This is a genomic window from Gimesia chilikensis (assembly GCF_008329715.1).
In the GTDB taxonomy this organism is placed as follows: domain Bacteria; phylum Planctomycetota; class Planctomycetia; order Planctomycetales; family Planctomycetaceae; genus Gimesia; species Gimesia chilikensis.
The window spans coordinates 434,100-458,640 of the sequence record NZ_VTSR01000009.1 but is presented as its reverse complement, the minus strand read 5'-3'; the positions used below and the strand labels follow the sequence as shown (position 1 = coordinate 458,640).

Here is a 24,541-nt window from a genome sequence, read left to right as displayed (position 1 = left end):
GAGTGTTTTGAGCATACCAGACACAGATTACCAGAATCAATGGAAAAGCTCGTGAAACCACAGGGTTTTTTGTTTGAGGTGATTTCGATTAGAATGCACTTCAGACGCTTCCTTAGCCAATTGATTTCTTACATCAAATAGAAGACAAATGAATATGAATACCGAGCATGAGGCCAGTTCCGATGTCGCCACACTTCACTGGGTGGGTGGAACAGATGGATATCTGAAGATGATCGATCAGACTCTGTTGCCGACCGAGTATAAGGAAATTGAATGTCGAGATGTCGAAACGGTTTGGGAAGCAATCAAGAAGTTGCGCGTACGCGGTGCCCCAGCGATCGGGATCGCAGCCGCCTATGGTGTCGTCGTAGGTTTGCAAACGGACGCAGGCACTTCGCGTGAGGAATTTGATCAACGACTGAAAACCGTTGCCGACTATCTGGCAGGGAGCCGGCCGACGGCGGTGAACCTGTTCTGGGCACTCGATCGATTACAGAAGCTGGCTGCGGATTCGGCGGATCTGGACAGTGGTGAAATACATGCGCTGCTGCTGGAAGAAGCACGGCGGATTGAAGTCGAAGATCTGGAGATGTGTCATAAAATTGGTGAAGTGGGAGCGGCGCTGCTCTCTCCCGGTGATGGTGTGTTGACACACTGCAATGCCGGCGGCCTGGCGACTTCGGGTGGAGGGACGGCCCTGGCGGTCTTCTTCGAAGCCGCAAAGCAGGGGAAGGGGATTCGCGTTTACGCTGACGAGACCCGTCCGTTATTACAGGGCGCGCGACTGACGACCTGGGAACTGATGCAGCGGAATGTTCCCGTGACTCTCATCAGTGACTCGATGGCGGGCTGGGTCATGAAAGAAGGGAAGATCCAGGCCGTGGTGACCGGAGCAGACCGGATCGCCGCTAATGGTGATTCCGCGAATAAGATTGGCACGTATTCCGTCGCGCTGCTGGCAAGTCTGCACGATATTCCTTTTTATATCGCCGCGCCGTCAAGTACGTTCGACTTAAGCCTGGAAAGCGGTGCCGAGATTCCGATTGAGGAACGGCAGCCGGAGGAGATCACCAACGGATTTGGCAAACAGACGGCTCCAGAAGGTGTTGATGTATACAACCCTGCGTTTGATGTGACACCGGCAAAGTTCATTCGGGGCATCATAACCGAACGGGGACTGATTCAGCCTGTCACAACAGAGCAAGTACTGCGTGTACTCAGTTCAGAACCAGTACAGAGTTGAACCCGGGGTTGAAGTCTATGATCAGCGGTTAATGTAAACCGGGTTCTGGTTGTAGCCGGGAGCATTCGTTGGATACTGCGGCTGCATCTGCTGTTGCTGATATTGTTGTTGCTGGTACTGCTGCTGTGGGTACTGAGATTGCTCGTACTGTGGCTGCTGATACTGATAAGACGACTGAGGGAAGTTGCGTGGTTGAGGCTGATATCCGTTCTGGGGCTGGTAATTGTTCTGCGGCTGGTAGTTGTTACTTTGCTGCTGGTACTCCACCGGTACCATACCCCGCTGTGGTTGATAATAGGATGAAGAGTTCTTGTCATCCATGCGTTTTTCCTGGAACTCCCGTTTGCGTTTCTGGATTTCTTCAATGTCTTCCTCGCGGGGAGGCAGAGCGTAGTTCTTCCAGGCTGCCTGTTCGTGGTATCGATTCCAGAAGTGCTGCGAGTAAGCCAGCTGCGGTGTAATTCCCCAACCGTTGGCTGTCTGGGTCTGAGACAGTACGTGCCGGTAGTTGTAAGGCTTGAAATAGTGATAGCCGCTGTAGGGGGAGATTTCCTGGAAATATCCGTGCTGCCAGGGGTATTGCGAATCGAAGGGGTAAAGTGGATCCCCGAAGATGCCGCCCGTGACTCCGGCACTGGTCATAGGGGTACCCGCATCGTAGGGAACTTCAGTCATACCGTAAGCACCATAGGTCTGGTTGGGGAGCGATGGGTCACCGCCGACAGCGGCCGCGATTGCCAGAGCGAGAAAAGTGGTCGACATAGCTGAAATTCCTCTGTACGAAAAACAGAGTCCCTGTTTATCTGAAACCGTAATAATTGGGTGATTTCGTCAGCGCAAACTGATGGCGCTGGTATTTACTTTATCGGATTTCACAGCAGCCGTACCTTCAGGTTCATCACAAAATTCATAGCGGGTAGATCACATACGCGCGCTACAACCTGAATATTTTCAAATCGGGTTAGAGCATCCAGTCAAACTGAACCGGCAGATTCTGCCGAAACCGGGGCGGGAACACCTCGATTTATAGAGATTCCCGTTCAGGGTTCAAAAAATGGTGTAGGTTTGAGTGTCATCGCGAAGAGCTCCCCGCTGGTGGGTTGCGCCACGATCAATCCAGCGGACTTGGAATGCTGTTCAGTTCCAGAGTGAATTTCCCAACCGGGAAGTCTGGGAATGAACTGGAGTTTTTGGCGCTCATTCATAAATTGAACATAGATATTTCAGGCACGTCTATTAGCAGGTGTGCCTGCTGACGAGTGATCATCATCATTGATGGTGTTTTTAACTAGATACATGAGGTAGAAGAGACATATGAAACCACATGCGAAAATATCATCTCTGATGTTGATGATCTGCATTTGCGCCAGCCCCGTGTTTGCAGATGATGCACTTATCCCCGGTGCCGATCTGGGGAAAGCGGGGACATTGCCCCCACCTCCCCCACCGCGGGGAGTCGCTCCGCAGCCCGATCCGGCCGCGAATGTGCCTTCTCCTTATAATACGCCCGCTCCCTATCACAATCTGCCACAACAACAGCAGCCTCAGGTACCTCCCCAGGTACAGCAGCAACAGCAGGGGAATTATCCCCCCGCGGACCCGGATGCGTTGACTCATCCCGTGCCAGGATATTCGGGAGGCCCTTATGTGAAAGGAGGCAATCAGTACTGGTTGCCCAACAACCAGGTGCCTCAGGTGGGGAGTCCTTATTACTATAGTGCGACACAGGGAGCCGGCGGAACCTATGGGATGACAAGCCCTCAGGTGGGAATTCAGGCAGGCCAGACCTGGTATGGCGGTCATGGAGAAGTCAATACGGGGCAGCAGAATCAGGCGTTGATGGGAAGTGGGGGAGATCCGTACACGCGGCACTTCGGCCCCGGTTTCTACCGCTCTAATGAATACGGCCACTACTATTTTCCGTCATACAGCTACCGTCGTCCCTGGTACAATCCGGGAGCACCCACTTACAACCGCGATACCAATTACCGTTGGTAAGTCTCGACCAAATGACAACTTAGAGTAACTGATGACAAATTGATATCAGGCCCGGGTGGCATCACTCGGGCCTTTTTTTATGGACTGTGATCTAAGGGTTTTCACTCAAACTTTCTATGAGATCAGGAAATTTAACAGGAACCGTTCTAATCCCAATTTCATGATCAGCCGATACAAACAATACAATATGGACTCTATCTACCCGAATTGCGTCTGCTGATACGTCAATTGGCAGTCCAAAATCGCGTATCCTCGGAAGTGCGTGAGACGGTGGAATACAGAGTAAATCATAAGCAGAAAGTAAGTTAAGGATAACTTGCTGGATAAAGATAAAGTTCTTACTGATTCTTCAACCTGGTTACAAGAACTCGCAGGTAATTAATTCCGGGCCGAGAAGTCACGTAAAACGCAAATACCTTTTTCCTCTTTGCAGGCAATAGGGGAGCGACTGCGGATGTACAAACAGAATTGCCATGGATCGGCATTTCGAAATAATGAAAAGCGACGTGCTCAGTTTGTCATGAACTGGGCTGCGTTGTTCTTCATCACTTTTTCGTCGATCGCTCATACTGCGTTTGCCCAGGGGCCATCCATGCGTCCGCTGCCACCCAGGCAGCCCGTCAACCAGTATGCTCCCGCAAATCAGTATCAGCCTGCGAATCAATATGGTCCTGCTCCCATGCAGGTTTCCGCTCCTCCTGCTCAATCGTATCAACAACCGTCGTATCCACAACAGTTACCCGTCGCCCAGCAACCACAGGGTGTGATTCCGATTCAGGATGCGCATGCACCCAATGCGGGGCCACAGATTCAGATGGTGCAGGATACCGGACGCATCACCCGCAAGCCGCTGCCGACTCAGATTCGTTCCACTCCCGGCATCTTCGACGAGATGGAAATCATCATTCGTCGCAGCCAGTTGATTATCACAAATTCGCGCATTCGTCGTTACGCAATCGCTGATCCTTCGATCATTGAATTCGTGACTTATTCCCCGACTGAAGTTTCGATCGTGGGTCTGGAGTTGGGAACAACCACTCTGACTCTCTGGTTCGAAAATGATGAAACACCGATCACATACCTGGTTCACACGATTCAGGATCCCAGCCTGGAAGGACAGCGACGGATCGACTACGGCAAGCTGGAACGCAAAATTGCCGTGCTGTTCCCCAACAGTAAGGTTTATCTGATTCCCCTGTCACGAAAGATCATCGTAAAGGGTCAGGCTTCTGATCCCACCGAAGCGGCAAACATCATGAATGTGATTCGTGGTGAAGTCATCAACTACGAAGGAAACCTGGGCGGACCACAGCCTGCCGGTGTGGGAGCGGGTTATTATGGGGGAGGAGGTTATGGCGACGCGCTTAACAGTTACGGCAATAACCTCTATGGATCTTCGTTGATTGTGAACATGCTGGAGATTCCCGGTGAGTTCCAGGTCATGATTCATGTCACCATTGCCCAGATCAATCGCACGATGATGCGGCAGCTGGGGGTTGACCTGAGCGTGCTGTTCGACGGCGGTCGTCAGTTTCTGGGATCAACGATGGGCGGGGTCCCTTCAACGCTGACTGGTATCTTTGAAGCCGGCGAGGTCAATGTATTGATCAACGCTCTGGCCGAGAATGGTACGACCAAGATTATGGCCCGACCCACGCTGACGGTCTTAAGCGGTCACTCTGCCAGCTTCCTGGCTGGGGGTGAATTTGCAGTACCGACCATCGTTGGGGTCGGAGGAGCACAGGGGACATCGACGACCTTCCGCGGTTTTGGTACCTCAATCGTCGTCACACCGATCGTGCTCGATAAGGACCTGATCCGCATGCGGATTGTACCTGAATACAGTCAGGTGAATGATAATAACTCGGTACAGGGGATCCCCGGACTGAACTCACGTCGCGCACAGACCACGGTCGAACTCCGTGAAGGCCAGACTATCGTACTGGCTGGTCTGTTCGGTCACGATACCACCACGGGAGTAACACGAATTCCCTGGCTGGGCGAAATTCCCCTGGTCGGAGCATACCTCTTCAGTTCCAAGAAATCGACTCAGGGTGAGTCAGAGCTCTTGATTACAGTAACGCCACAACTGGTACATCCAATGGAAGAGGATGAAGTTCCCCCTTATCCCGGGCATGAAGTTACCGTTCCCCACGACAAAGAATTCTATAAATATAACATGACCGAAGGTGCTCCCGATCGTGCCGTCTATCAGTTGCAGCCCTACGGTCGAGGAGCCGGACAGGGAATTGAGGTTGGTTACCAGCCATTCAATCCGTCTCCTGCTTTTCCTTACTATCCGCCGGAACAGACAGGCACCTATCAGCAGGGACCTGTGACACAACCGATTCCGCAACGGGGCGGTGGTTTTCCCACCCAGCCTCAGCAACCGGCTCAGTCACCAGGTCCGATCCAGTCGCATCAGCCTTTACCGCCACCACCGGCTCCCGGTGTCAGCGGGCCACAGGCACAGTCGACCGGGTTTTCAAGAAGAAACCAGGGACAACAACCGGGACAGCGTCGATTCACACAGATGATCAAGGATCGCTTCCAGAATTCGGCTCCCGAGATGGACAGCCAGATTCAGCCGACCGGTTACATTGATACCCGCATGAGACAGCAGTCTGCAGAACCGCAGGACAGCCGATCCGGATTTCCCTGGATTGGTCAGGGAAAATAAATTTCAGGTGAATGGGCAGGCACGTTTACCAGCAGCAAATCAGCCTGCAAAATAATGATGGACCGTCAGCATACACCGCTGTAGTTCATCACCAGATATTAAGTCGTAAGTACCGAGGGACATGATGGCCCGTTTCACGATAATACAAAAATGGATCCTTACTGCCAGCTGTCTGATGCTGGTAGCTGGTTGCTGCCGCTGGGGTGGAGGCGGCAACTGGGGATTCCATAAGCGCTCCCTGGCAATTCCGGAGGTCTATCCTCTGGGAAGTGTCAACCGTGCGCATTACCACACCATGGAATCGAATGCCGAAGCGGTTGACTTCATCATCAACCGGAACGAATTCGTCGAAAACAGTGCCGAGCTGACCACGAATGGTAAGGATCATATTCTGGAAATTGGTGCCCGCATGCGCAGCACCCCTTACCCGGTCATTGTGGAACGCAGTGATAACAACTATGCGCCCGAGTTGGACGCTTATCGTCGGCAACTGGTCGCGCGGATCCTGACCGATCTCGGAAATCAGGACGCCGATCAACGTACGGTTGTCGCGACTCCTTATTCCCGTTCGCTAAACTCACGAGAAGCGGAAATCGACTACTATCGTTTCATCTCTACCCGCGGTGGTTTTGGTGGAGGATTCGGTGGCGGTGGTGGTGGATTCGGCGGCGGCGGCGGTTTTGGCGGCGGCGGTGGTGGGCTCGGTGGTTTCTAAATACCTCGCCTGCTTAGAATCCTGAAATCTCATATACACTTGATAAAACGTCACAAGTCAGTTTGGCTTGTGGCGTTTTAAATTTTTATATCACAGTGCTTTAGGTGAAACGGGTTCCTGCCGTTTTTCCTGTCGGCGATTTTGAAAATGTGTGGATATTCGTATCGACACGTTTCTGGTTTCCTCTTAGAATCCGCGCCTGATACTCCAATAGAGTCCTTTCTCTCATACTTGACCTCCCTGTCACAATTCCTCATTTCATAACTGTTCCACCAGTCTCTGGTGCCTGGCTTCAGTCAGTGCACTGTTTTCGGATGATTGAACTCTCTCAATGCCGAAACTGGGATCTGGTGAATCGCAGTCTATTTTCATTCTACATTGAATTGAACGAGACACAGCGATCTGCACTCGCGGAAACAAGGTTGATCTCCGATGAAAACTCGAATGTTTCAACAGATTCTCACTCTCACGTGCATGGGCTTCCTGTGGACGGGCTGCCAGTCTGGTCCGTTTGCCAGTCGTTCAGATTCTCCTCGTAAAGCGCTCGTTGAACGCTCTCCGGAAACGGAAGAAGAATCTGCCATTCAGAAGAAGCTGAGAGAAGCGATGGCGCAAGAACGTTCCAAAGCACGGAGACAGCGACTGAGTGAGGAACTGAAATCGGGAGTGACACCGGAACAACTGGCTGCGCTGAAAGGTTCGGAGCAACAGATCGTACAGACCGCCGCTAAAGTAGAAGCCCAGGCATTACCACTCAGCGATCTGCAGGCTGCAGCTTCTCAGTCCGCAGCACCGCAGACCGATGCATCGAGTCTGCAACGGGAATTGAATCAGGCTTACGAAGCAGATCGTTCTGGAAACCTGGAAAAGGCACAAGGCTATTACCAACGTGTCCTGGCCATGAATCCCGAGCATTTTGAAGCCCTGCATCGACTGGCGATCATCGAAGACAAAAAACAGAACTTTCCTGCGGCCGAAGCCTACTACCTGCAGGCTTTGAAACGGGATCCCTCCAACGCAGACCTGCTGAGTGATATCGGCTATTCCTATATGCTGCAGGGACGCGACGATTATGGCGAAAAGTATCTGGAAGAAGCTCTGAAGTATCAGCCAGCGCATGCCCGGTCACTCGATCATCTGGGTTGGTATTACGGACGCACCGGACGCTACGATCAGGCACTGTCCATGTTCCGTAAGACCAGTGGAGAAGCCCAGGCACGGGAAAAATTTGCCCGCTTGTTTCCCGGGGTGAATCCAGGATCAGCCACCGGCGGACAGGTTCCCTTCCAGCAGTATCCAGACCAGCTTTCACAGTATCCCGGCAATCAACAGAGTGCAGAACGCACTCACGCGGGAATTCAACCGGTCGGACAGATGCAGTCCGCTCCCGGTCAACCGGTCCAGTATGCCAGCAATGGCAATCCGGAACAGCAGCCTCTGAGCTCCCCCGATGCCGCGGCGATGAATCCCACACAACAGATTGCAGAGATGATGCGACGCGAACGTGAAAAGGCGATTCAGGCACGTCAGTCTACGCAGCAGCTGCCTGCGATCAGTCCGAATCCTGCGATGACACAGATGCGTCAGGTAACGGGATCGCATGCACCAGCAGCGCCCCTGCAGAACTCACAGCTGCAGATGCCACAGATGCAGTCTCCACAGTTCCAGACCGCACAATCTCAAATGCCTCAGCAGCAACCCGTTGAATCCCCTCAGCCGGTCAACCAGTATGCAAATCAGCCTGCCGTCGAACCAGGGCAGATTCAGGCATGGCCCCCCGCCAATGATCCGACTTTGAGCCAGGCTGCAGAAGCCTCACAGTACTGGGCCGAAAAAGAGCAGCAGGAACTGCAGAATCGTCAACAGCCACAGCAGCAGATGGCTGCCAGACCATACTCCAATCAGTCCTTACCTCAACAGAACTATCAGGGGTATCCTCCAAATCAGTTGCAGGGACAGTACCGTAATGTACCACCCGGCTATCAGCCAATGCAGTCAGCACCGCAACAGATGATGCCCGTTCGTGGTCCCCAGCCGGGTCAACAGTTGTATGGAAATCAGTATCAGTCGACTCCAGGCCAGTTTCCCGATTACCGTTCGACACAGAGCGGCGCTCCGGAAGCCGGACAGAATCCTCCACAGAACGATCAGGACCTGATGCGGGAAGTGGCCCGCACCGGTATGAACATGGGCCCCGGCCAGATGTTTCCCATGAGCGATTCCGCCCCGGGACAAATGCAGGGAAATAGCTCTCCCCTGATGAGTTCTCAGATGGGATCCGGAGGCGTCATTCCTGCTTCAGCCCAGGTTCCTTTCCAGAATGCCTATGGGACGAATGGCCCGAACGGACTCCAGCCACAAATGGGGCAGGGCATGCCACAGGGTAGTGTCAGACAGGCCGGCTATGAATACTCGGGTCAGACTGCCGGGCAGGGCAATGTCTATCATGCTTCGATGCCACAACGCTTTCCTGCACAGGGACAGCCGATGTCCTCAGCTTTGCCACAATCGGAGATGTTCTCCAACAACCCGGTGGCGGCTCCGGCAAACGTGCGTCTCCAGAACGCAGCGGGAACGGCCGGCGATCTTCAACCCGGCTATCAGGGTAATCTGAACGGAACTCAAAATCTCAATCAGCAGTCGGCTTCGCCTTTCCAGTGGGGAAGTCAGCCGACAAACTCTCAATATCAGTTCTCAGATCCACAGAGACAATATTAAGTTCACTCTGAGTTCGCCTTGCTGAATCAGCTGGCGAGTAACTGTTGTTCCAGAGATTCGATAATCTCTTCGGTTGGCCATTCCTGGAGAGCAACCTGAATAGAAGAGTGGCTCTCCAGCCATTTGCGAACCTGCTTCTCGGCGGACATCACAGTGCTGTGATTGCGTCCGCCGAAATAGTCACCGATTTCGCTGTAAGCCGCCTGCGTCAGTTTGCGTGCCAGGAACATGGCCAGCATCCGGGGCTGGCTGATATTTCGGGCGCGACGTGACGATTTCAGGTCTGCCTCAGAAACGCCAAATGTGGAACAGACAATCTGGTTGATGTCATCCAGCTTGATGATGCGAATGCAATCCCGCTCCAGGTCCGCCAGAACCTGACGGGCCATGCTGGTGGTCACTTTCTGGCCGGTCATCAAGTGGCAGGTCTGCAGACAGTTGACCGCACCTTCGAGTTCCCGAACGTTGCTGGTGAAGCGGCGGGCTACGTAGGCAAGTGCCCCTTCGGTAATCGGTGTCTTTAATTTATGAGCCCGCTGACGGGCGATTTCCAGACGGAGTTCCTTCTCGGGAGCTTCAATGCGACAGACCAGTCCGGACAGGAAGCGGGTCGTCAGTTCTTCACTCATCTTGGTCAGCAGTCGGGGGTGACGGTCTGAAGAAAAGACCAGTTGTCGCCCATGGCTTTCCAGATGTTTGATCGTGTGCAGCAACTCTTCCTGGAAGTTGCGTTTTGATTCGAAGAAGTCGATGTCATCAATAATTAAAACATCAACATTGCGGAACCGCTGACGAAAGCCGGGCAGCGAGCGTTCCTGCAGCGCCTTGGAGAAATAGTTACCGAACGCTTCCGCAGTCAGGTAAACCACATTCAGCGCGGGATACAGCTGACGAACTCTGCGATAGAAGCCTTCCAGCAGATGCGTTTTACCAATGCCGACGCCGCCATGAATGAACAGCGGATTGTAAAGTGCGCCCGGTTCATCGCTGGCCTGGGTTGCTGCAATGTAAGCCAGTTGGTTCGACTTACCTTTGACGAAGGTAGACAGGTCCGCAAAGCGTCTGCCGCGAAACGGGTTTGACTGCCGTGCCACTGAGTTCGGGTTCTGGGAACTCACGGATGGAGCAGATGCCTTCCGCTCAACAAATGGAACGTTACCAGAAGAAGTCGACTTGCTGCCAGATTTCTGCTGGCTCTCTTCAGCAGAACTGGTCAGGGCAGCCAGTTCCGGTTCAACTTCCAGCCGGTATTCAGCAGAAGGTCCCACGCAGGCAATCGCGGTGGCATAGATTTTCGAGGCGAATTTTTTCTGCATCCAGGTGAGCAGAAACGGACTGGCAACGCCGACAATCAGCAGATTGCCATCCAGTTTGAGTCTGACTTTTCCTGCGAACCAGTTCTGGAAACCACGTTCACCGACTTGTTGTGCGAGCAACCGATAAATTGATTGCTCCTCTGACCCGGTTGTTGCTGGCCCCAGCTTGGCTTCCGTTGGTCGATTTGCAGAATCGCAAAACGTACCCTCCACTGCCAAAGACGTGGGTTGCATCTTGCACCCTCCCCCCGCGCGCACCGTCTCCGTCCATAATGGTAGAAAGAGCCAAATCCTGCTCTCTCAAAGTCGTGTATGGTAGTGAGGTTTATTTGGAAATGATGCGCTATAAAGCTCCATTGTTAACAGCATCGTAAAGTTCTCAGGCATTGACTTCGGCGACACTGCGGTTACTCATTCAGTGGTTCTGATACTAGCCTGAATTGCTGGAGAGTCAAACGGAAACAGCGCGGAATTTTTTGAGATTTTTCAGACCGAAATCAAACACTGTTTTACCAGTAGAAAATGACATCCCGCGGAGAAAATATTTTTGGAAGCCCCGCTTCACGCTGTCGAAAACGTGTTAATTAAATTTCGGTTTTTTTCCCGGGAATTGGGAACGAAGTCGCGCGTGGACGCTTAATGTGTTTTGTCTGACAAAACCCAACTCTTCATAAATCTTTATCGCATAGGAATTTTTGTGATCCACGGCGAGAGTTAACGCAGACTGATTGTATGCTCGTGCCTGCTCCAGTCCGAATTGGATCATCGCAGAACCTGTACCCTGTCCCCGCTGGTCCGGAGCGACCCCCATGTAAACGACTTCCCAACTCAAATCGGACTGATGTTCAGACAGGAGTAAAATGCCCAGGTCGGTTTCTCCCCTTTGAAACAGGTACCAGTGGGCCTGGTCCGAGTCCCCTGAACTGCGGTGCGATTCCAGCGATTCCTCAGCTGTGCGTACCTGATTCAGAGCAGGGCAGTCGTGAGATTCCTGGTGCGTCAATTCCAGCATATCCAGAAATCGCTGACGGTTCTGCACGGCATCGAAACGGACCGGTTCAATCTGTTTCTCTTTCAGCGACTCTGTCGACGGCAGGTTGCTCAGCGGGTGCCGCATGAACTGAAGATTCGTGAGGTGCGGAAACCCGTTTCGTGTGAGCAGGCGACGGGTGTGAAGTTGTGCCGGATCGATCAGCACCTGGCCGATACTGACCCCGGACTCATCGATTCGCCGGGCCATTTCCTGCAGAATCTCATCGGCACAGTCCTTCCGCGAGGTAAAGGGGGGCCAGAGACAGGAAGTGGCGGGATCGGAAAAGACCAGGATTCCGACCCCGAGCAGCAGTCCGGCTTCATGGGCCAGTAGAACCTGGTTCTGTCCTTCCTGCCCAGCCGAGATAGTTTTCTGAAACTCCTGGATCTGTATTTCACGCTCGGTCTCTGGAGCATCGGCAAAGATAAAGGCGGAGGCTTCGGGAAGCTCTTCCGCTGAGGCAAGTGAGACCGTGATCGACATGGGAGGTGTAGATATCCGAAACTGATTGAAGTCACCCGTCAGCCGCAGTTCAGCGGCTAGTCTGGATATCATAAAAAAAAGGCTGGTCGATTGACCAGCCTGAGTTCAGTAAAGATGAGTCGAAGTTAGAATTTCACGGAGTGCAGCTGATAAGGGCTCGAGCTGTCGTGTTTCAGCCGTGGTAAATTATAACCGTAGGGATTGTTGCTGTTGTCGATAGTCTGATTCGACGCACCCCACTGTTGATCGTGGAAATCCCGGATCGGGTTATCGACCGGGCTTAAGTGCGAGTCGTTACCCATCCACCCTACCGGTGCTGACGGATGAATCGATTCTGCAGCATCGTGCGGACCGAGATCATAACGGGGCTGTCCCGTGACCAGCAGCAGTGCCAGACAGCAGGCTACGGTTGTCAGCGTCGGAAGCAGAAAGTTAAACCGGGTTGGTCGGTTTCTCCTCCGTCGTGCTGCAATCTTGGCCGAAACCTGGGGCCAGACACTGTCCTGGAGTGAAGGGACTGGTGCACTGTCTAACTGTTGCTGCAGTGCAGAATAACTTTTCTGTAGCTCTTCATATTGTGCGCGGCACTGGTCACAGTTTTTCAGCTGCTTTTCCAGTAGCTCCAGTTCTTCGCCCGACAGGTCGTTGCCGACTGCCAGAGCGACGCGCGATTTCAGACCGTTACATTGTGTGCAATACATGTCTTATTATTCCTTGCCCGACATGGAATTTTCAACGTTTTGCCGATGAGACCATAATTTCTGAAAACGATTTCTGGCTTCTGCCAGCCGCCAGCGGATGGTTGCTTCTTTCCGATCCAGAATGGCAGCAATCTCAGAAGTGGAGAAATTCTCCAGATCTCGCAGTACGAGCACGGTACGGTACTTTTCGGGAATCTCTTCCAGAATGGCTTGAACTTCCTGGTTGATGTCGATCTTGTTCCTGGGGTCAGGAACAGAAGGATCGAACGGAGTATCTGAGGGGCTGTCACTGAATAACAACCACCAGCCTCTCCGTTTTTGTTTACGCAGATAGTCCAATGCCTGATTGACTCCAATCCGGAACAACCAGGGACCAAATCTCCTGGATGTATCGAACTGATCAAGCCGCTCGTAGCTCTTCAGAAACGTATCTTGAGCCAGATCTTCAGCCAACTCGGGGCTTTTGACAAACTGAATCAGTACACGAATCAGTCGGCGTTCATAGCGCAGGACCAGTTCGCCGAATGCGCTGTCGTCGCCTTTACGAGCAGCTTCTACGAGGCGTGCGTCACTGATGACACCGCCCGAAGCCAGAGATTCTCGTTGCTCTATTTTCTTATCGACCATTTGTAACTGCATGTCTACCTCCCCTCTCCGCGTTAAATGACACGCTTTGTTCTTATTACGTCAGAGGGAGGAGGATTGATGGAATTTACTAAAGATTTTGTAACGGAATCCAAAGTTTTCCCAGAACAACGCGCCTGTCTTTAATTATACCTGTCAAATCCCTATTTTGGGGAGGAATCAGATCTTTCAGGGGATTATTCCCTAAGTTATTAAATAATATTGGGTTATAGTGTCCGTTAACTCTAGTGTCTTGAATTATTAACCTAATTTTAGTGTCCAGTTGCCATTACGTAACATCCTTTAAAATTCCGCTGTCGATTGAGCGGGAATCAACAATATTTTTTCTCCAGGACATCCCAGGTCCGAGGCCCCTCTGAAAAGGAAGGATCAGGCCTGACAGGCTGGCACCAACTGGTGTGCTGCTGACTCTCCTTTGCGAGTCGCCCTTCATTCATCTGAACCCGATTCAGTCAGTCAGGGACCAGACGAACAAATCCTCATTCTGCATTACATTTACGCATGGATTTGTTATTCTGGTCTGGAGTAATTGAGCAGGATTAAACTGGTCCAGATAACCGGGTCTGAGGAGAGAACACAGTGATGAATCGATGGAAATGCTGCAGCGGACTGTTGAGTGCCCTGATTCTGCTGGCAGGTTGTGCCGGGGAGAAAACTCCGCCCGCTGACCCTTCTCAAACTGCTGTAGATCAAGAACAAACTAAGGATGCCGAAATGAATGCCGGAAGTGAATTTCAGCTGGCCGTACAAAGTGAACCATATGGGACCACCGCTGACGGTCAGGATATTACCCAGTTTCTGCTCTCCAATAATAAAGGGACGAGTGTCAGCATCATCAACCTTGGTGCGATTGTGACCGCCATCTATCTGCCGGACCGGGACGGTAAAACGGAAAACATCACACTTGGCTTTGATTCCCTGGCCGGATATGAAAAGAAAGGTCCTTACTTCGGCGCCATCTGTGGCCGTTATGCGAACCGGATTAAAGACGGCAAATTCGAACTGGATGGCAAAACATATCAGCTCGCCCAGAACAATCCACCCAGTCACCTGCACGGTGGCGAATCTGGATTCGATAAAAAGGTCTGGGCGGCAGAAAAATTTTCCGACAAAGACGCGGTAGGCGTTCGCCTGAGCCTGGTCAGTCCGGATGGTGAAGAGGGGTATCCGGGCAAACTGACTTTGAAAGTCGTCTATACCCTCAACAACGAAAATGAGCTCAAGATCGACTACACGGCGACGACAGACAAAGCGACTCCTATTAATGTAACCAATCACTGCTACTGGAATCTGTCGGGAGCCGGGGACGGAACGGTTCTGGATCACGAACTGTTGTTAAACTGTGACAAATATCTCCCGGTATCAGACGAAGCGATACCTACTGGTGAACTGGCTCCGGTCAAAGGGACGCCGATGGACTTTACTTCCACTCACAAGATCGGCGAACGCATTGACCAGGTCGAGGGTGGCTATGATCATTGCTGGGTTGTCAATCCGGCGGAAAAACAGCCTGCTCTGACCGCTCGGGCAAAAGATCCGGTATCGGGACGCGTGATGGAAGTCTATACGACAGAACCGGGCGTGCAGTTTTACACCGGGAATTTTCTGGATGGCACTCCGGCTAGCGGCGGCTTTCCCAAGCATGGCGGTTTCTGTCTGGAAGCACAGCATTTCCCGAACTCTCCGAATCAGCCTGAGTTTCCCAATACGATCCTCAAACCGGGTGAAGTCTACGAGCAGACGACCATCCATAAATTCTCAGTCGAATAAGCTTCGAGAGCGGACTTTCAAACTTGAGAAAGGGCCATCATGGTTTTGCGATTGCTGCCTGCTGCGCTGCTGACTGTTTTGTTGCTGGTTGTACCAGGCAAGAATTACCTGCTGGCAGCCGAATCCGTGGAGGTGGTTGATGTCGAAGGTCAGCCGCTGGGGGCCAATGTTAAACGATTGATCTCTGCCCTGGATTATCTGGGAGCCCCGCTGTCTGACGATCTGGTGCAAAAACTGACTGCCGCCAGCGAACAGCGCGATGCACGACAGATTCAGAAACTACTCGATCCCGAAGTCCTGTGTGTGGTCTCGCTGAATCCCGAAGTCCGAACCAAAGTCGCCCGGGGGCCTGCACAAGCAGTTCTCCAGCAGGGGGGCTTTACGCCTTTTCTGATCAAGGTGATCAATCAGAGTACGGTGACCCGTCAGTTGCAGATTTCCAGTCCGCAGGCAGGTGCCGTCTATTCGGGAGCTGCGCTTAACAGCCTGAAACGGCAGGCGCAAACCGAACTCAATCAGAACGAGAATAAACAATCCGCCTCAGATCGCTTTCTGGAAGTTGAACTGTTCCAGGCCAGTCCTATGACGGTTCGTCTGAGTGGGCTGGAATGCGAATATGTACTCGCTTTGATTTATTGCCATGAATCGGGCAAACGGGAAGCAACCCTCGGCTTTGATGTCGGGGCCGGCACTCAGGATATCGGGTTTCGTGGGGAAGTACCGATTTTGTTTACCGTGAAAAAGGCGATTCCCGTACAACTCGCGATCCGGGATTTCGATGGCAAACCGACTGCGGCGCGACTGCAGTTCCGCGATCAACAGAAGCGGGTTTACCCACTGCAGGCCAAACGGCTGGCTCCCGATTTCTTTTTTCAGCCACAGATTTATCGACAGGACGGCGAAACCGTTCTCTTGCCAGCCGGTGAACTGGAAATGGAATATAGCCGCGGTCCCGAATACCAGCGACTGACTCGAAAGATTTCTGTTTCTGCCTCAGAACCGCAGACCGTAGAAGTCAATCTGCAGCGCTGGTTGAATCCGCGCGATTATGGATTCTATTCCGGGGATCATCATATTCACGCAGCTGGTTGTGCCCACTACGATAATCCGACCAAGGGTGTCACTCCGCTGGATATGTTCAAGCAGGTCAAAGGAGAAGGGCTGAACGTCGGCTGCGTGCTGACCTGGGGGCCCTGCTTTGATGTGCAAAGACAGTTTTTTTCATCCTCAGCCGACCGCGTCAGTGAACCATTGACGATTTTGAAATACGACCTGGAGATCAGCGGCTTCGGATCGGCCGCCCTGGGACATGTCTGTCTCTTGAATCTGCAGAATCAGACCTATCCCGGCACCCTGGGAACGGTCAAAGGCTGGCCCAGCTGGACAGTGCCTGTCTTAAGATGGTGTAAGGAGCAGGGGGGCGTTACCGGCTACCCCCATTCGGCCCTGCGGGTCAATCCACCCCAGGCGGCGATCAGAATGATCAATGAACTGGATCGTGATCAGTCTGAATCGATCAACGCAGAAGAAGCCAGCCAGGGCCTGTTACCGAAAACGTTCGCATCCATTGACGAAGACGGTGATGGCCAACTCAATGAACAGGAACTGACACGCGCACTGGAACAGGCTGCTGATGAATTACCGAACCTGGCAGTACCCGAGATGAACGGCGGAGGTGCCATGGAGATCTGTGTCAGCACCGCCGAAGGTGTCTGCGATTTTGTGAGTGCCATGGATACCGAACGGATTCCGGAGTGGAATACCTGGTACCACATTTTGAATTGTGGCTATCCCCTCAAAGTCAGCGGAGAAACCGACTTTCCCTGTATGAGCAGTCGTCGGGTCGGTCAGGGGCGCGTCTACGTAAATCTGGGGGATGTCGACGAAGTCGATTTCCCGGAGTGGTGTCGGGGAATTCAACAGGGGCGATCCTATGTTTCAGACGGCTACGCGCACGCACTGGAATTTCAGGTCGGTGGCCAGTCCCCCGGCTTTGAGGATGTCCAGCTCAAAGAACCGGGGCAGGTAGAGATTACTGCGAAGGTCGCGTTTGCCGCAGAGACTCCTCGAGCGGTCGCCTATGGTCTGCTGGATCCCCCCGAAGGAAAACGGGCTGTGGGAGACACGCGTGTCCTGCACGCACCGCGTAATTCGGAATACGTCACCGGGGGCGAGCGGCTGGTAGAGATCGTGAGGAACGGCGAGGTGGTCGCGCGAAAGAAAGTTCCCGCGGATGGTCAGGTGCATGACCTGAAGTTCACGGTTCCCGTGTTACAGAGTAGCTGGATTGCTTTGCGTCAGTTTCCGCAGTTGCATACCAATCCGGTGAATGTAATTGTGGATCAACGTCCGATTCGCGCTTCACGGGAAAGTGCACTCTGGTGTGCGGAGACAATCAAATTACTCTGGAAGAACCGTCATCAGAAAATCGCAGATCGCGAACGGCCCGCCGCCGAAGAAACCTATCAGCGGGCCATTCAGAGTTATATCAAGCGGGCGCAGGAAGCGGCCCAGTAAAGCAGAATCGATCTGACTTACTTAGAGAGGTCAGTAGAGCGAACAGCCTTCTGCTTCTGGATGCGTGAACGCTGCACTACTTTTTTACCAATCACCACAGTGGCGGCGAACAGGGCGATCGCTGCAAAGGGGACCAGGTGAACCGGCTCTGTGAGGTAATGCAGAATGCCATGCGGATTGGCAGGCTGGCTGGTGCCATGGCCCGGATGTGCAAAAACCTGGGAACTGTGAGCCACGGTAATGATCATCGCCAGAGCGAGATTGAATCGATTCATATCTAAAACACTTTCTAAAGCTGAAGCAGCAGGTGAGAGTACGATTCCTGCCAGATTGCCTATTCTAAAAAAAACAGCTGGCTGGCTCAAGCGATGTTGGGGATGAGTTTAGGGGGAATTGAGTCTGTTTTGCAGTACCTCGATGGCGTCCGAATACACATCCAGCACAGCCGCCCGTTCCTGCGGATCAGCGAAAAGAAACTGACTGGCGATTTTTTTCCGGTTCTGCTGCATCTCTGTCAGAAACGCTCTGGCCTGTGTCAGATCAAAGTATGCTTGTCCGTTCCATTTCAGATAAATCGGGCTGGTATGGGCAAACAGCTCACGCCCATATTCATTGAGGGGCGTCTGTTGTTGTCGCTGGGGATCCTGGGGAACTGAAGGGGAAGGAGTACGAACCGCGATCCACCCCGGTTCGTCAATTTCCAGATTCAAGTCGAAGTGTGCCTCGAAGTGTTTTCCGACGGGTTTTGTACTCTCGGTCTGGATGACTTTGCCGTTGTGAATCAGTTCCAGTTTCTGGAAATCAAGCCGTCCCCGTCCCGTGGCCTGAATTGTCACGCGATTCTGTCCCGGTGAGAGTTCAAGCTGATCGCCGACCGATTTCCCGTTGATATGCAGATCGAGCAGGGGACCATTGGTAATGAAGGTTCGCCCTGACCTCAGGCTCTCCAGCCACGAGGCCGGAGTGAGCGGCTGCTGCAGGCGAGCATAGACGCGCGAGAAATCATATTGGAACCAGTCGGTGCCGGTGGAAAAAGGAACCTGACAGCCTGCGTTCAGATAGCGATAGAAGCTGTCTTCGTAGGTACTGCGTGTCCCTCCATCAAAGATGTTGAGAGCATGCACGCGGCCTGCCAGGAAATTCGGCGTCGATTCCAGCCCCCAGGCATTATGGCACCAGACAACGGTCGCCTGGTCAGCCAGTGCCGAGCGAATTCCCCGTGCCAGCGGAATGCCGTCCGTCCCCTGTTTCATAATCCCGGGACCAATACTCACGGGCTGAATCAACCGCTGGATATCGAGCAGCATCACGTGTCCGTATCCCTCGTCGTAACCGGTGCTGTTATGACGATGCTCCTCTCCCCAGCCAAACTGCACTCCGGCCGATCGGGATAATGCCTGCAGATCCTGCTTGGAGTAGCGATTCGTAATATAGGTCTTGTCGGCAATCGCGCGTTCCAGATAGGAGACGAATACGAGGTCCAGTCGATCCGCAGCGGGGATCTGCTGTAGATAGCGGTCACACTCCTCGCGGCTGAGCTTCATCAGGTGCAGATGGGTGTTGGCCGTTTTCCATTCCGGTGAGAGATCTGCGAATCGTTTCAATTTGAGAGTGATTTCCGCGGATGACTTCCCCGTGAGATCGATTTCTGTTCGAGTGAGTTCTGTGGCGAGACCGGAAAAGGCTTCCAGCGTCAGTCGGGAACGAGGGACGGATAACTGAACTTCGCCGGGGATCACGAACCAGCTGTGAATCCCGGCTCGTTCAGATTCCGGGCGGGAGTTCACTCCGGTTCCCCGATTCAGCAGTTCCGGAAGCGGAATCAATTTTCCCTGGGTGTCCCGAATTCGCAGCATGCCCGGTACGACTTGCTGCTGGCCTGACTGAGTTTCGGTAAGCTTGAATGCGATCTGGCAGAGGTCCGCTTTCTCTGATGCAGCGGGATCTGGTTTCTCCGGAATCTGCAGCAGGGCCAGATCCGCATTCGCGGGGCTGCTCCACCAACAGAACAGCAGGATCAGAGTGCACACAAGCGGGGTTCGAAGCAGTCGCATCATGCAATCCTCCCGGGGAGAAGTCTTGGCTCATAGTCTGAATCTGACTTCTCAAGGGTAGTCGGGAGACACGTTCACTGCAAAGGAGACTGGCTTGATCATCAAAATAAAAAACGGTCTGACAGGGAAAATCCTGTCAGACCGTTCAGTTCGCACACTGTCATGTATGGTTTCAATAAGTTTTATTCGAAGTTGGTGATCTCACCGCCGCGGATGCTGGAGAGTGATCGATAGACGCCTTCATCAATATTTTCTGAGATGAAGCGTACGCGGCCGTCTCCAAACAGGAACTGGGCTCCGCCTGTATGATGGCTGCTGAAATCGTCAAAGTGGGCAGCAGGATCATTCGGGGGATGGTCGGTGGCTCCCAGCGGACGGGCAAAGGTCTCTTCACCCTCGGGTACGACGCCCACCCAGGTGGAGTGCCAGCCCAGGTCTGCATTCGTTTTGCGTTCGCCCACAAAAACGGTCTGTGAGGTACCGTCAGTGATGTCGCGGAAACGGGTATTGCTGTTCTGATAGAACACGCCTGTGCTTTTACAGGTGGAACCAGCGGGAACAGAGTCGCAGCTGTCGAGCTCCTCATCACCGAAGACACCGACGTAGTTTCCGGTGGCGAGTGTCGCGAGCACGGTCCCGGGACTGCCTTCTTCCTCCAGTTCGAAAGTTTGTGAGGAGGGATCAGAGGGGCAGCGATAAACCGATAGGGAGACATCAATGATGCCGGGAGTTTGAGCAGGATCGTTAATCGCCAGATTAAAGTTGATCTGGTTATACAGCGGGCTTTGATCGAGATAAGGCAGGATCATTGTTCCCCAGCCCCAGCCGCTGCCGTATTCGACATTGGGACCCACACCGGGCTGAACTCCAATCCAGCCGGAAGGGAACAGTCCATGGGTTTCGTGATAATTATGCAGGGCCAGACCGATCTGCTTGAGATTATTCTTACATTGGCTGCGGCGGGCCGCTTCGCGGGCCTGTTGCACAGCAGGGAGGAGCAGGGCGATCAGGATGGCAATAATGGCGATCACCACCAGCAGTTCAATCAAGGTAAAGCCGCGGCGGGTATTACTGGCTTTTCGCATGTGAGGACTCCAGAGCGTAATATAAAGATAACACTTGATGAAACAATACGATCATTGTTGCAAATGTTTTGCAGAAGTCAATGTTAATTGCAAGTAAATTGCATTAACTTTCTGTGTGCATCACTTTGTGTATAAATAACTGAACAGAAGCTATAGGGCGGACGCTCGGGAGTAAGAGGGGGCCTTGGGCTCTGTTTGTCTATTTTTCGCAGGGCTACGGCAAAATCAAGTCGATTTCTTTTGGAAAAGACTGAGAACCGGACTCGGGGATGGCTGCTGATTTTCCCCGTTTTCCGTTTCTCCGGCTGACAATCCGAACCTTTGGATTTCCGGTGTATCACAGCGACATGCACCGGGGCGTCGCCGATTTGAATTTGACGGGGCGGCGGTTATGATGTCGATTCCACCCTGAACTCCCTGAAATCAAGATAGCGGTCGCCGAGGCGTCATGACGACTAACCTGGAAAATTCCTATGCCTACTGCCAGCAACTGGCAAAACAGACCGCGGGGAATTTCTATTACTCGTTTCTGGCACTTCGCAAAGAACAGTTCCGGGCGATGTGTGTCTTGTATGCTTACATGCGGTTGGTCGATGATCTCGGCGACAGTCCGGAACTCTCGCTTGAAGAACGAGGAGCCGCCCTGATACGCTGGCGTCAAGAATTACAGCGTGCATTGGATCAGCAGCCACTGGATCAGAGTGAGGAGTTTCATCCCTGCCTGCCGGCTGTCGTCGACATGATCCAGCGGTATGAGATTCCCGTCCACTATTTTTTTGATGTGATCACAGGCGTGGAATCCGATCTGAAGCCCGTTACTTTCCAGACCTTTGATGATCTGGCAGATTACTGTTATCACGTGGCGGGAGTCGTCGGCTTGTGCTGCATTCACATCTGGGGATTTCACGATGATCGTGCAGTGGAAGCCAGCATCGAATGTGGTCTGGCATTTCAGTTGACCAATATTCTCAGAGACCTGGCGGAAGATGCTGACCTGGGGCGTGTCTATCTGCCTCAGGAAGATCTGCACCGCTTCGATTACCGTCAGTCTGATATTCAGGCCCGTGTGTATGACCAGCGCTTTCGCGAGCTGATGCAGTTCGAGGTGGATCGGGCCCGCGTCTATTATCAGAATTCAGAACGGCTGTTTGAATACATTTCACCCGAGGGACGACGCATTCTCAAAGCCATGCATCAGATCTACGGCGGCATTCTCAACGAGATTGAGAGACTGGATTATCAGGTCTATACCACCCGGGCCGGGCTTCCCCGCTGGAGGAAGCTGCTGATCGCCGGCGAAGCACTGATCGCGTCCCGCTGGTTTTCCGGACGGGCGGCCCGCTGAATTGTCTGGCCGCTCAACAAAGAAAGCCCCCGATAATCGGAAAGATTATCGGAGGCTTACCAGGAGCAGCAGGAACAAAGCTCACTTTTTATTCGACACCAACATACAGGGCTGGTGTTTTCATAAACACATCCATATTCTTCTGGCTACTGAAGAGGTAGAGTCGGCCCTTGTACCAGGATGCAAAATCCAGTGTTCCCTCTTTGTCATCCTGATTGTCAACCAGGAGAACAATGTCACTTCCGCCGGCAGCCGGTGCGTATTTAGCAGGCTCCCGGTCGAACTTCAGTTTGTTCTCGAGTGAGGCGAACTGATAGTTCATGGATTTGTACGAGGAACTGAATTCCGGACGGGCATCGACGAGCAGTCGGTTGTCTCGCAGGGCGACCGGACAGAAGCCTTTCAACCCTTTGATATTTCCCCGGCTGGCGATCATAGCCATTTTCTTTTCCACAGTGCTGTCCTGCTCAGTCTTGGCGACCTGTTTTTCAGGTTGCGGAGCAGGCGTTTCCAGTTTGGGTTCTGGTTCTGCTTTAAAGGGATTGTCTTCTACCTGAGGAGTCTTCGGCTGTGCTGCTTTTTCACTCTCTGCGATCTGGGGAGCAGGCACTGCAAACGGGTTCTTCTCTTCAGTTTTCGTTTCCGGAGCAGCAGGCTGTGGTTGTGGTTCGAAGGGATTCACCTCTTTAGCTGGTGTTTCCTGGGCCACTTCAGCTGCTTTCTCCATCACAGGCTCGGTCTTGGTTTCAGCCTTTTCCGGAGCCACTTCTTTATTGTTTTCTTCCAGAACAAGACCACTGAATGGGGTCTGTGGTGTAGAAGTTTTCTCAACCGGCTTCTTCATACCGTCTGCTTCTTCTTCCGACATTTCGGGAAACAGATTGTTGAAATCATCTTCCGGGTTTTTAGCAACTTTTTCTTCTACAACTTCTACTGTTTTCTCTTCAACGATGAGAGGCAGTTCAGCGGCTTTTTCTTTCAGCATCTTTTCTGCCTTTTCAGCAGCGATTTTCTGCTCTTCCAGGCGTTCGGCTGCTTCCTCAGCTGCTTCTTCCAGCTCTTCGCGAGCTTCTTCATCCAGTTCTTCCTGTGAAGGAACCATGGATTTCGTGAACTTCGCTTCATCGTCTGCAGTCGGTGTGGTTACGACAGACTCAGGAGCCGGTGCGGGAGGCAGCTCAGGAGCTGCTGAGGTTTGAACTTCTTCGACAGCCGGTGAATCGACGGGTGCTTTTTTAACAACCTGATTCGATTGAGGCAGTCGTTTGGGAGTCTGCTTGGTTTTGCCAGGCAGAAACTTGTCATACCATTTCCGCTCTTCGGGAGCCGGTGGTACCTGCTGTTGAGGCATTACGACTACGTTCCGAGGAGTGGCAGGTGTCTGAGCTGGAGCCGATTGAGCTGGTGTGCTCTGAGCCTGAGCTGCAGGCTGCTGATTGACAGTTCCCCGACCTGCAGCAGATCCACCGTTTGCGGTTTTGGGAAGAGACTGCACCGACATCGGAGGCATCTGTCGACCATCACGACGGTACAAAGCTTCCAACTGACGCTGGATCTCACTCTGTCCCGGCTTGGCTGTGGCCTGTGGAACAGCTGTCTTGTACTGAGGAGCGGAGGGTTGTCCGCTGCCAGGCACAACGATCTGTCGTTTCTGTTCGGGCTTCTGCTGTTCCTTGCTGCTACTCTTTTTCTGGAATAGCGAACGAGGATCCAAAGTGAATCCGACCTGTTGAATTTCACCAGGCTGGTGATTCACCTGCTGAATTTTAGTGTTCTTCTGCGGAAAACGAACCCGTGGCTCGCTCACGTGACGTGCAGAGTGCATTTCACGTTGAATCGCATTCTTGAGTGTATTCTGTGGGTTCCGCTCTGTTCTGGTGCTGCGCGGCTTAAAAGAATTGATCTGAACGGCGGTGTCGTCCGCAGTCAGTAAATTCGAATTCGTCAGCACTAAGCCAGAAATCGCGCTGAAAATCAATACGCGAGCGGAGAAGCGAGTTCCTGCTTTCATCTCCTGAAATCTCCTGGTTCCTGAGTTTTGAACTCCGGGGCGACTAAGGTCGCTGGCGGGTGTTCAATAAAGTTCCCGGTTGAATGAATTCCTGAATCGACAAGACTTCATTAATCGGAATATTGCTTTCAAATGGTTGGTTCCGCATAATCGACACAATCATGCAGAATAATCCCTGCTGCGTGTTTCTATCGTCGTTAAGCTGCTCCGGTTTTGATGCCTATGGC

Annotated in this window: 17 protein-coding genes; 8 read left to right on the top strand and 9 right to left on the bottom strand. The window is 52.7% G+C overall.

Features of this window, described 5'->3' with window-relative positions; translation table 11 throughout:
- Positions 1-154 precede the first annotated feature (154 nt).
- Complete coding sequence (gene mtnA / locus FYZ48_RS14970; protein WP_149341756.1) at positions 155-1,243, top strand: S-methyl-5-thioribose-1-phosphate isomerase; 1,089 nt, start codon at positions 155-157, stop codon at positions 1,241-1,243.
- Positions 1,244-1,264: 21 nt separating this feature from the next.
- Here mtnA and FYZ48_RS14965 read toward each other — a convergent pair whose 3' ends face one another.
- Entirely contained in the window at positions 1,265-2,005 is a 741-nt protein-coding gene (locus FYZ48_RS14965) for a hypothetical protein (protein WP_149341685.1), read from the bottom strand.
- Positions 2,006-2,557: 552 nt separating this feature from the next.
- Here FYZ48_RS14965 and FYZ48_RS14960 point away from each other — a divergent pair.
- From FYZ48_RS14960 to FYZ48_RS14945, 4 genes are all read left to right on the top strand, one after another.
- Positions 2,558-3,241, top strand: a complete 684-nt coding sequence (locus FYZ48_RS14960) for a hypothetical protein (RefSeq protein WP_149341682.1) — start codon at positions 2,558-2,560, stop codon at positions 3,239-3,241.
- A gap of 454 nt (positions 3,242-3,695) precedes the next feature.
- Entirely contained in the window at positions 3,696-5,921 is a 2,226-nt protein-coding gene (locus FYZ48_RS14955) for a type II and III secretion system protein family protein (RefSeq protein ID WP_149341680.1), read from the top strand.
- A 121-nt stretch (positions 5,922-6,042) separates the two neighbouring features.
- Positions 6,043-6,636: a hypothetical protein gene (locus FYZ48_RS29270; protein ID WP_187782034.1), complete on the top strand. Its 594-nt coding sequence runs from the start codon at positions 6,043-6,045 to the stop codon at positions 6,634-6,636.
- A 432-nt stretch (positions 6,637-7,068) separates the two neighbouring features.
- Positions 7,069-9,354 carry a tetratricopeptide repeat protein gene (locus FYZ48_RS14945; protein WP_149341678.1) on the top strand — a complete coding sequence of 762 codons (2,286 nt, stop codon included), beginning with the start codon at positions 7,069-7,071 and terminating at the stop codon, positions 9,352-9,354.
- Between the two features lie 26 nt (positions 9,355-9,380).
- On the opposite strand, the gene dnaA is transcribed toward FYZ48_RS14945, so the two are convergent.
- The 4 genes from dnaA to FYZ48_RS14925 form a co-directional block, all read right to left on the bottom strand.
- Positions 9,381-10,904: a chromosomal replication initiator protein DnaA gene (gene dnaA / locus FYZ48_RS14940; RefSeq protein ID WP_149341676.1), complete on the bottom strand. Its 1,524-nt coding sequence runs from the start codon at positions 10,902-10,904 to the stop codon at positions 9,381-9,383.
- Between the two features lie 346 nt (positions 10,905-11,250).
- A complete protein-coding gene (locus tag FYZ48_RS14935) occupies positions 11,251-12,258 on the bottom strand; it encodes a GNAT family N-acetyltransferase (protein WP_149341674.1) in 1,008 nt (335 codons plus the stop codon).
- A gap of 53 nt (positions 12,259-12,311) precedes the next feature.
- On the bottom strand, positions 12,312-12,887 hold the full coding sequence (locus FYZ48_RS14930) for a hypothetical protein (protein ID WP_145037034.1): 576 nt from the start codon (positions 12,885-12,887) through the stop codon (positions 12,312-12,314).
- A gap of 6 nt (positions 12,888-12,893) precedes the next feature.
- Positions 12,894-13,526, bottom strand: coding sequence for an RNA polymerase sigma factor (locus tag FYZ48_RS14925; RefSeq protein WP_145181069.1), 633 nt, complete (start codon positions 13,524-13,526; stop codon positions 12,894-12,896).
- Between the two features lie 588 nt (positions 13,527-14,114).
- On the opposite strand from FYZ48_RS14925, the gene FYZ48_RS14920 reads away from it, so the two are divergent.
- The gene (locus tag FYZ48_RS14920; RefSeq protein WP_149341672.1) at positions 14,115-15,302 is read left to right on the top strand and encodes an aldose epimerase family protein; all 1,188 of its coding nucleotides are present in this window, start codon (positions 14,115-14,117) and stop codon (positions 15,300-15,302) included.
- A gap of 39 nt (positions 15,303-15,341) precedes the next feature.
- A complete protein-coding gene (locus FYZ48_RS14915; RefSeq protein ID WP_149341670.1) occupies positions 15,342-17,819 on the top strand; it encodes a CehA/McbA family metallohydrolase in 2,478 nt (825 codons plus the stop codon).
- A gap of 17 nt (positions 17,820-17,836) precedes the next feature.
- On the opposite strand, the gene FYZ48_RS14910 is transcribed toward FYZ48_RS14915, so the two are convergent.
- The 3 genes from FYZ48_RS14910 to FYZ48_RS14900 form a co-directional block, all read right to left on the bottom strand.
- Positions 17,837-18,094, bottom strand: coding sequence for a hypothetical protein (locus FYZ48_RS14910; protein WP_149341668.1), 258 nt, complete (start codon positions 18,092-18,094; stop codon positions 17,837-17,839).
- A 108-nt stretch (positions 18,095-18,202) separates the two neighbouring features.
- Positions 18,203-19,876: a CehA/McbA family metallohydrolase gene (locus tag FYZ48_RS14905; RefSeq protein ID WP_149341666.1), complete on the bottom strand. Its 1,674-nt coding sequence runs from the start codon at positions 19,874-19,876 to the stop codon at positions 18,203-18,205.
- Between the two features lie 179 nt (positions 19,877-20,055).
- Positions 20,056-20,958, bottom strand: a complete 903-nt coding sequence (locus FYZ48_RS14900; protein ID WP_149341664.1) for a DUF1559 domain-containing protein — start codon at positions 20,956-20,958, stop codon at positions 20,056-20,058.
- A 448-nt stretch (positions 20,959-21,406) separates the two neighbouring features.
- Here FYZ48_RS14900 and FYZ48_RS14895 point away from each other — a divergent pair, with 448 nt between their 5' ends.
- On the top strand, positions 21,407-22,303 hold the full coding sequence (locus tag FYZ48_RS14895) for a phytoene/squalene synthase family protein (protein WP_149341662.1): 897 nt from the start codon (positions 21,407-21,409) through the stop codon (positions 22,301-22,303).
- A gap of 88 nt (positions 22,304-22,391) precedes the next feature.
- On the opposite strand, the gene FYZ48_RS14890 is transcribed toward FYZ48_RS14895, so the two are convergent.
- A complete protein-coding gene (locus tag FYZ48_RS14890; RefSeq protein ID WP_149341660.1) occupies positions 22,392-24,314 on the bottom strand; it encodes a hypothetical protein in 1,923 nt (640 codons plus the stop codon).
- Between the last annotated feature and the right edge of the window lie 227 nt (positions 24,315-24,541).

Excerpts from the sequence above, each read along its gene's own strand:
- FYZ48_RS29270 (WP_187782034.1), top strand. The coding sequence starts at position 6,043 with ATGATGGCCCGTTTCACGATAATACAAAAATGGATCCTTACTGCCAGC.
- FYZ48_RS14890 (WP_149341660.1), bottom strand. The coding sequence starts at position 24,314 with ATGAAAGCAGGAACTCGCTTCTCCGCTCGCGTATTGATTTTCAGCGCG.
- FYZ48_RS14945 (WP_149341678.1), top strand. The coding sequence starts at position 7,069 with ATGAAAACTCGAATGTTTCAACAGATTCTCACTCTCACGTGCATGGGC.
- mtnA (WP_149341756.1), top strand. The coding sequence starts at position 155 with ATGAATACCGAGCATGAGGCCAGTTCCGATGTCGCCACACTTCACTGG.
- FYZ48_RS14910 (WP_149341668.1), bottom strand. The coding sequence starts at position 18,094 with ATGAATCGATTCAATCTCGCTCTGGCGATGATCATTACCGTGGCTCAC.
- FYZ48_RS14930 (WP_145037034.1), bottom strand. The coding sequence starts at position 12,887 with ATGTATTGCACACAATGTAACGGTCTGAAATCGCGCGTCGCTCTGGCA.
- FYZ48_RS14895 (WP_149341662.1), top strand. The coding sequence starts at position 21,407 with ATGACGACTAACCTGGAAAATTCCTATGCCTACTGCCAGCAACTGGCA.
- FYZ48_RS14960 (WP_149341682.1), top strand. The coding sequence starts at position 2,558 with ATGAAACCACATGCGAAAATATCATCTCTGATGTTGATGATCTGCATT.
- FYZ48_RS14900 (WP_149341664.1), bottom strand. The coding sequence starts at position 20,958 with ATGCGAAAAGCCAGTAATACCCGCCGCGGCTTTACCTTGATTGAACTG.
- FYZ48_RS14955 (WP_149341680.1), top strand. The coding sequence starts at position 3,696 with ATGTACAAACAGAATTGCCATGGATCGGCATTTCGAAATAATGAAAAG.
- FYZ48_RS14920 (WP_149341672.1), top strand. The coding sequence starts at position 14,115 with ATGAATCGATGGAAATGCTGCAGCGGACTGTTGAGTGCCCTGATTCTG.
- FYZ48_RS14965 (WP_149341685.1), bottom strand. The coding sequence starts at position 2,005 with ATGTCGACCACTTTTCTCGCTCTGGCAATCGCGGCCGCTGTCGGCGGT.
- FYZ48_RS14925 (WP_145181069.1), bottom strand. The coding sequence starts at position 13,526 with ATGCAGTTACAAATGGTCGATAAGAAAATAGAGCAACGAGAATCTCTG.
- dnaA (WP_149341676.1), bottom strand. The coding sequence starts at position 10,904 with ATGCAACCCACGTCTTTGGCAGTGGAGGGTACGTTTTGCGATTCTGCA.
- FYZ48_RS14935 (WP_149341674.1), bottom strand. The coding sequence starts at position 12,258 with ATGATATCCAGACTAGCCGCTGAACTGCGGCTGACGGGTGACTTCAAT.
- FYZ48_RS14915 (WP_149341670.1), top strand. The coding sequence starts at position 15,342 with ATGGTTTTGCGATTGCTGCCTGCTGCGCTGCTGACTGTTTTGTTGCTG.
- FYZ48_RS14905 (WP_149341666.1), bottom strand. The coding sequence starts at position 19,876 with ATGATGCGACTGCTTCGAACCCCGCTTGTGTGCACTCTGATCCTGCTG.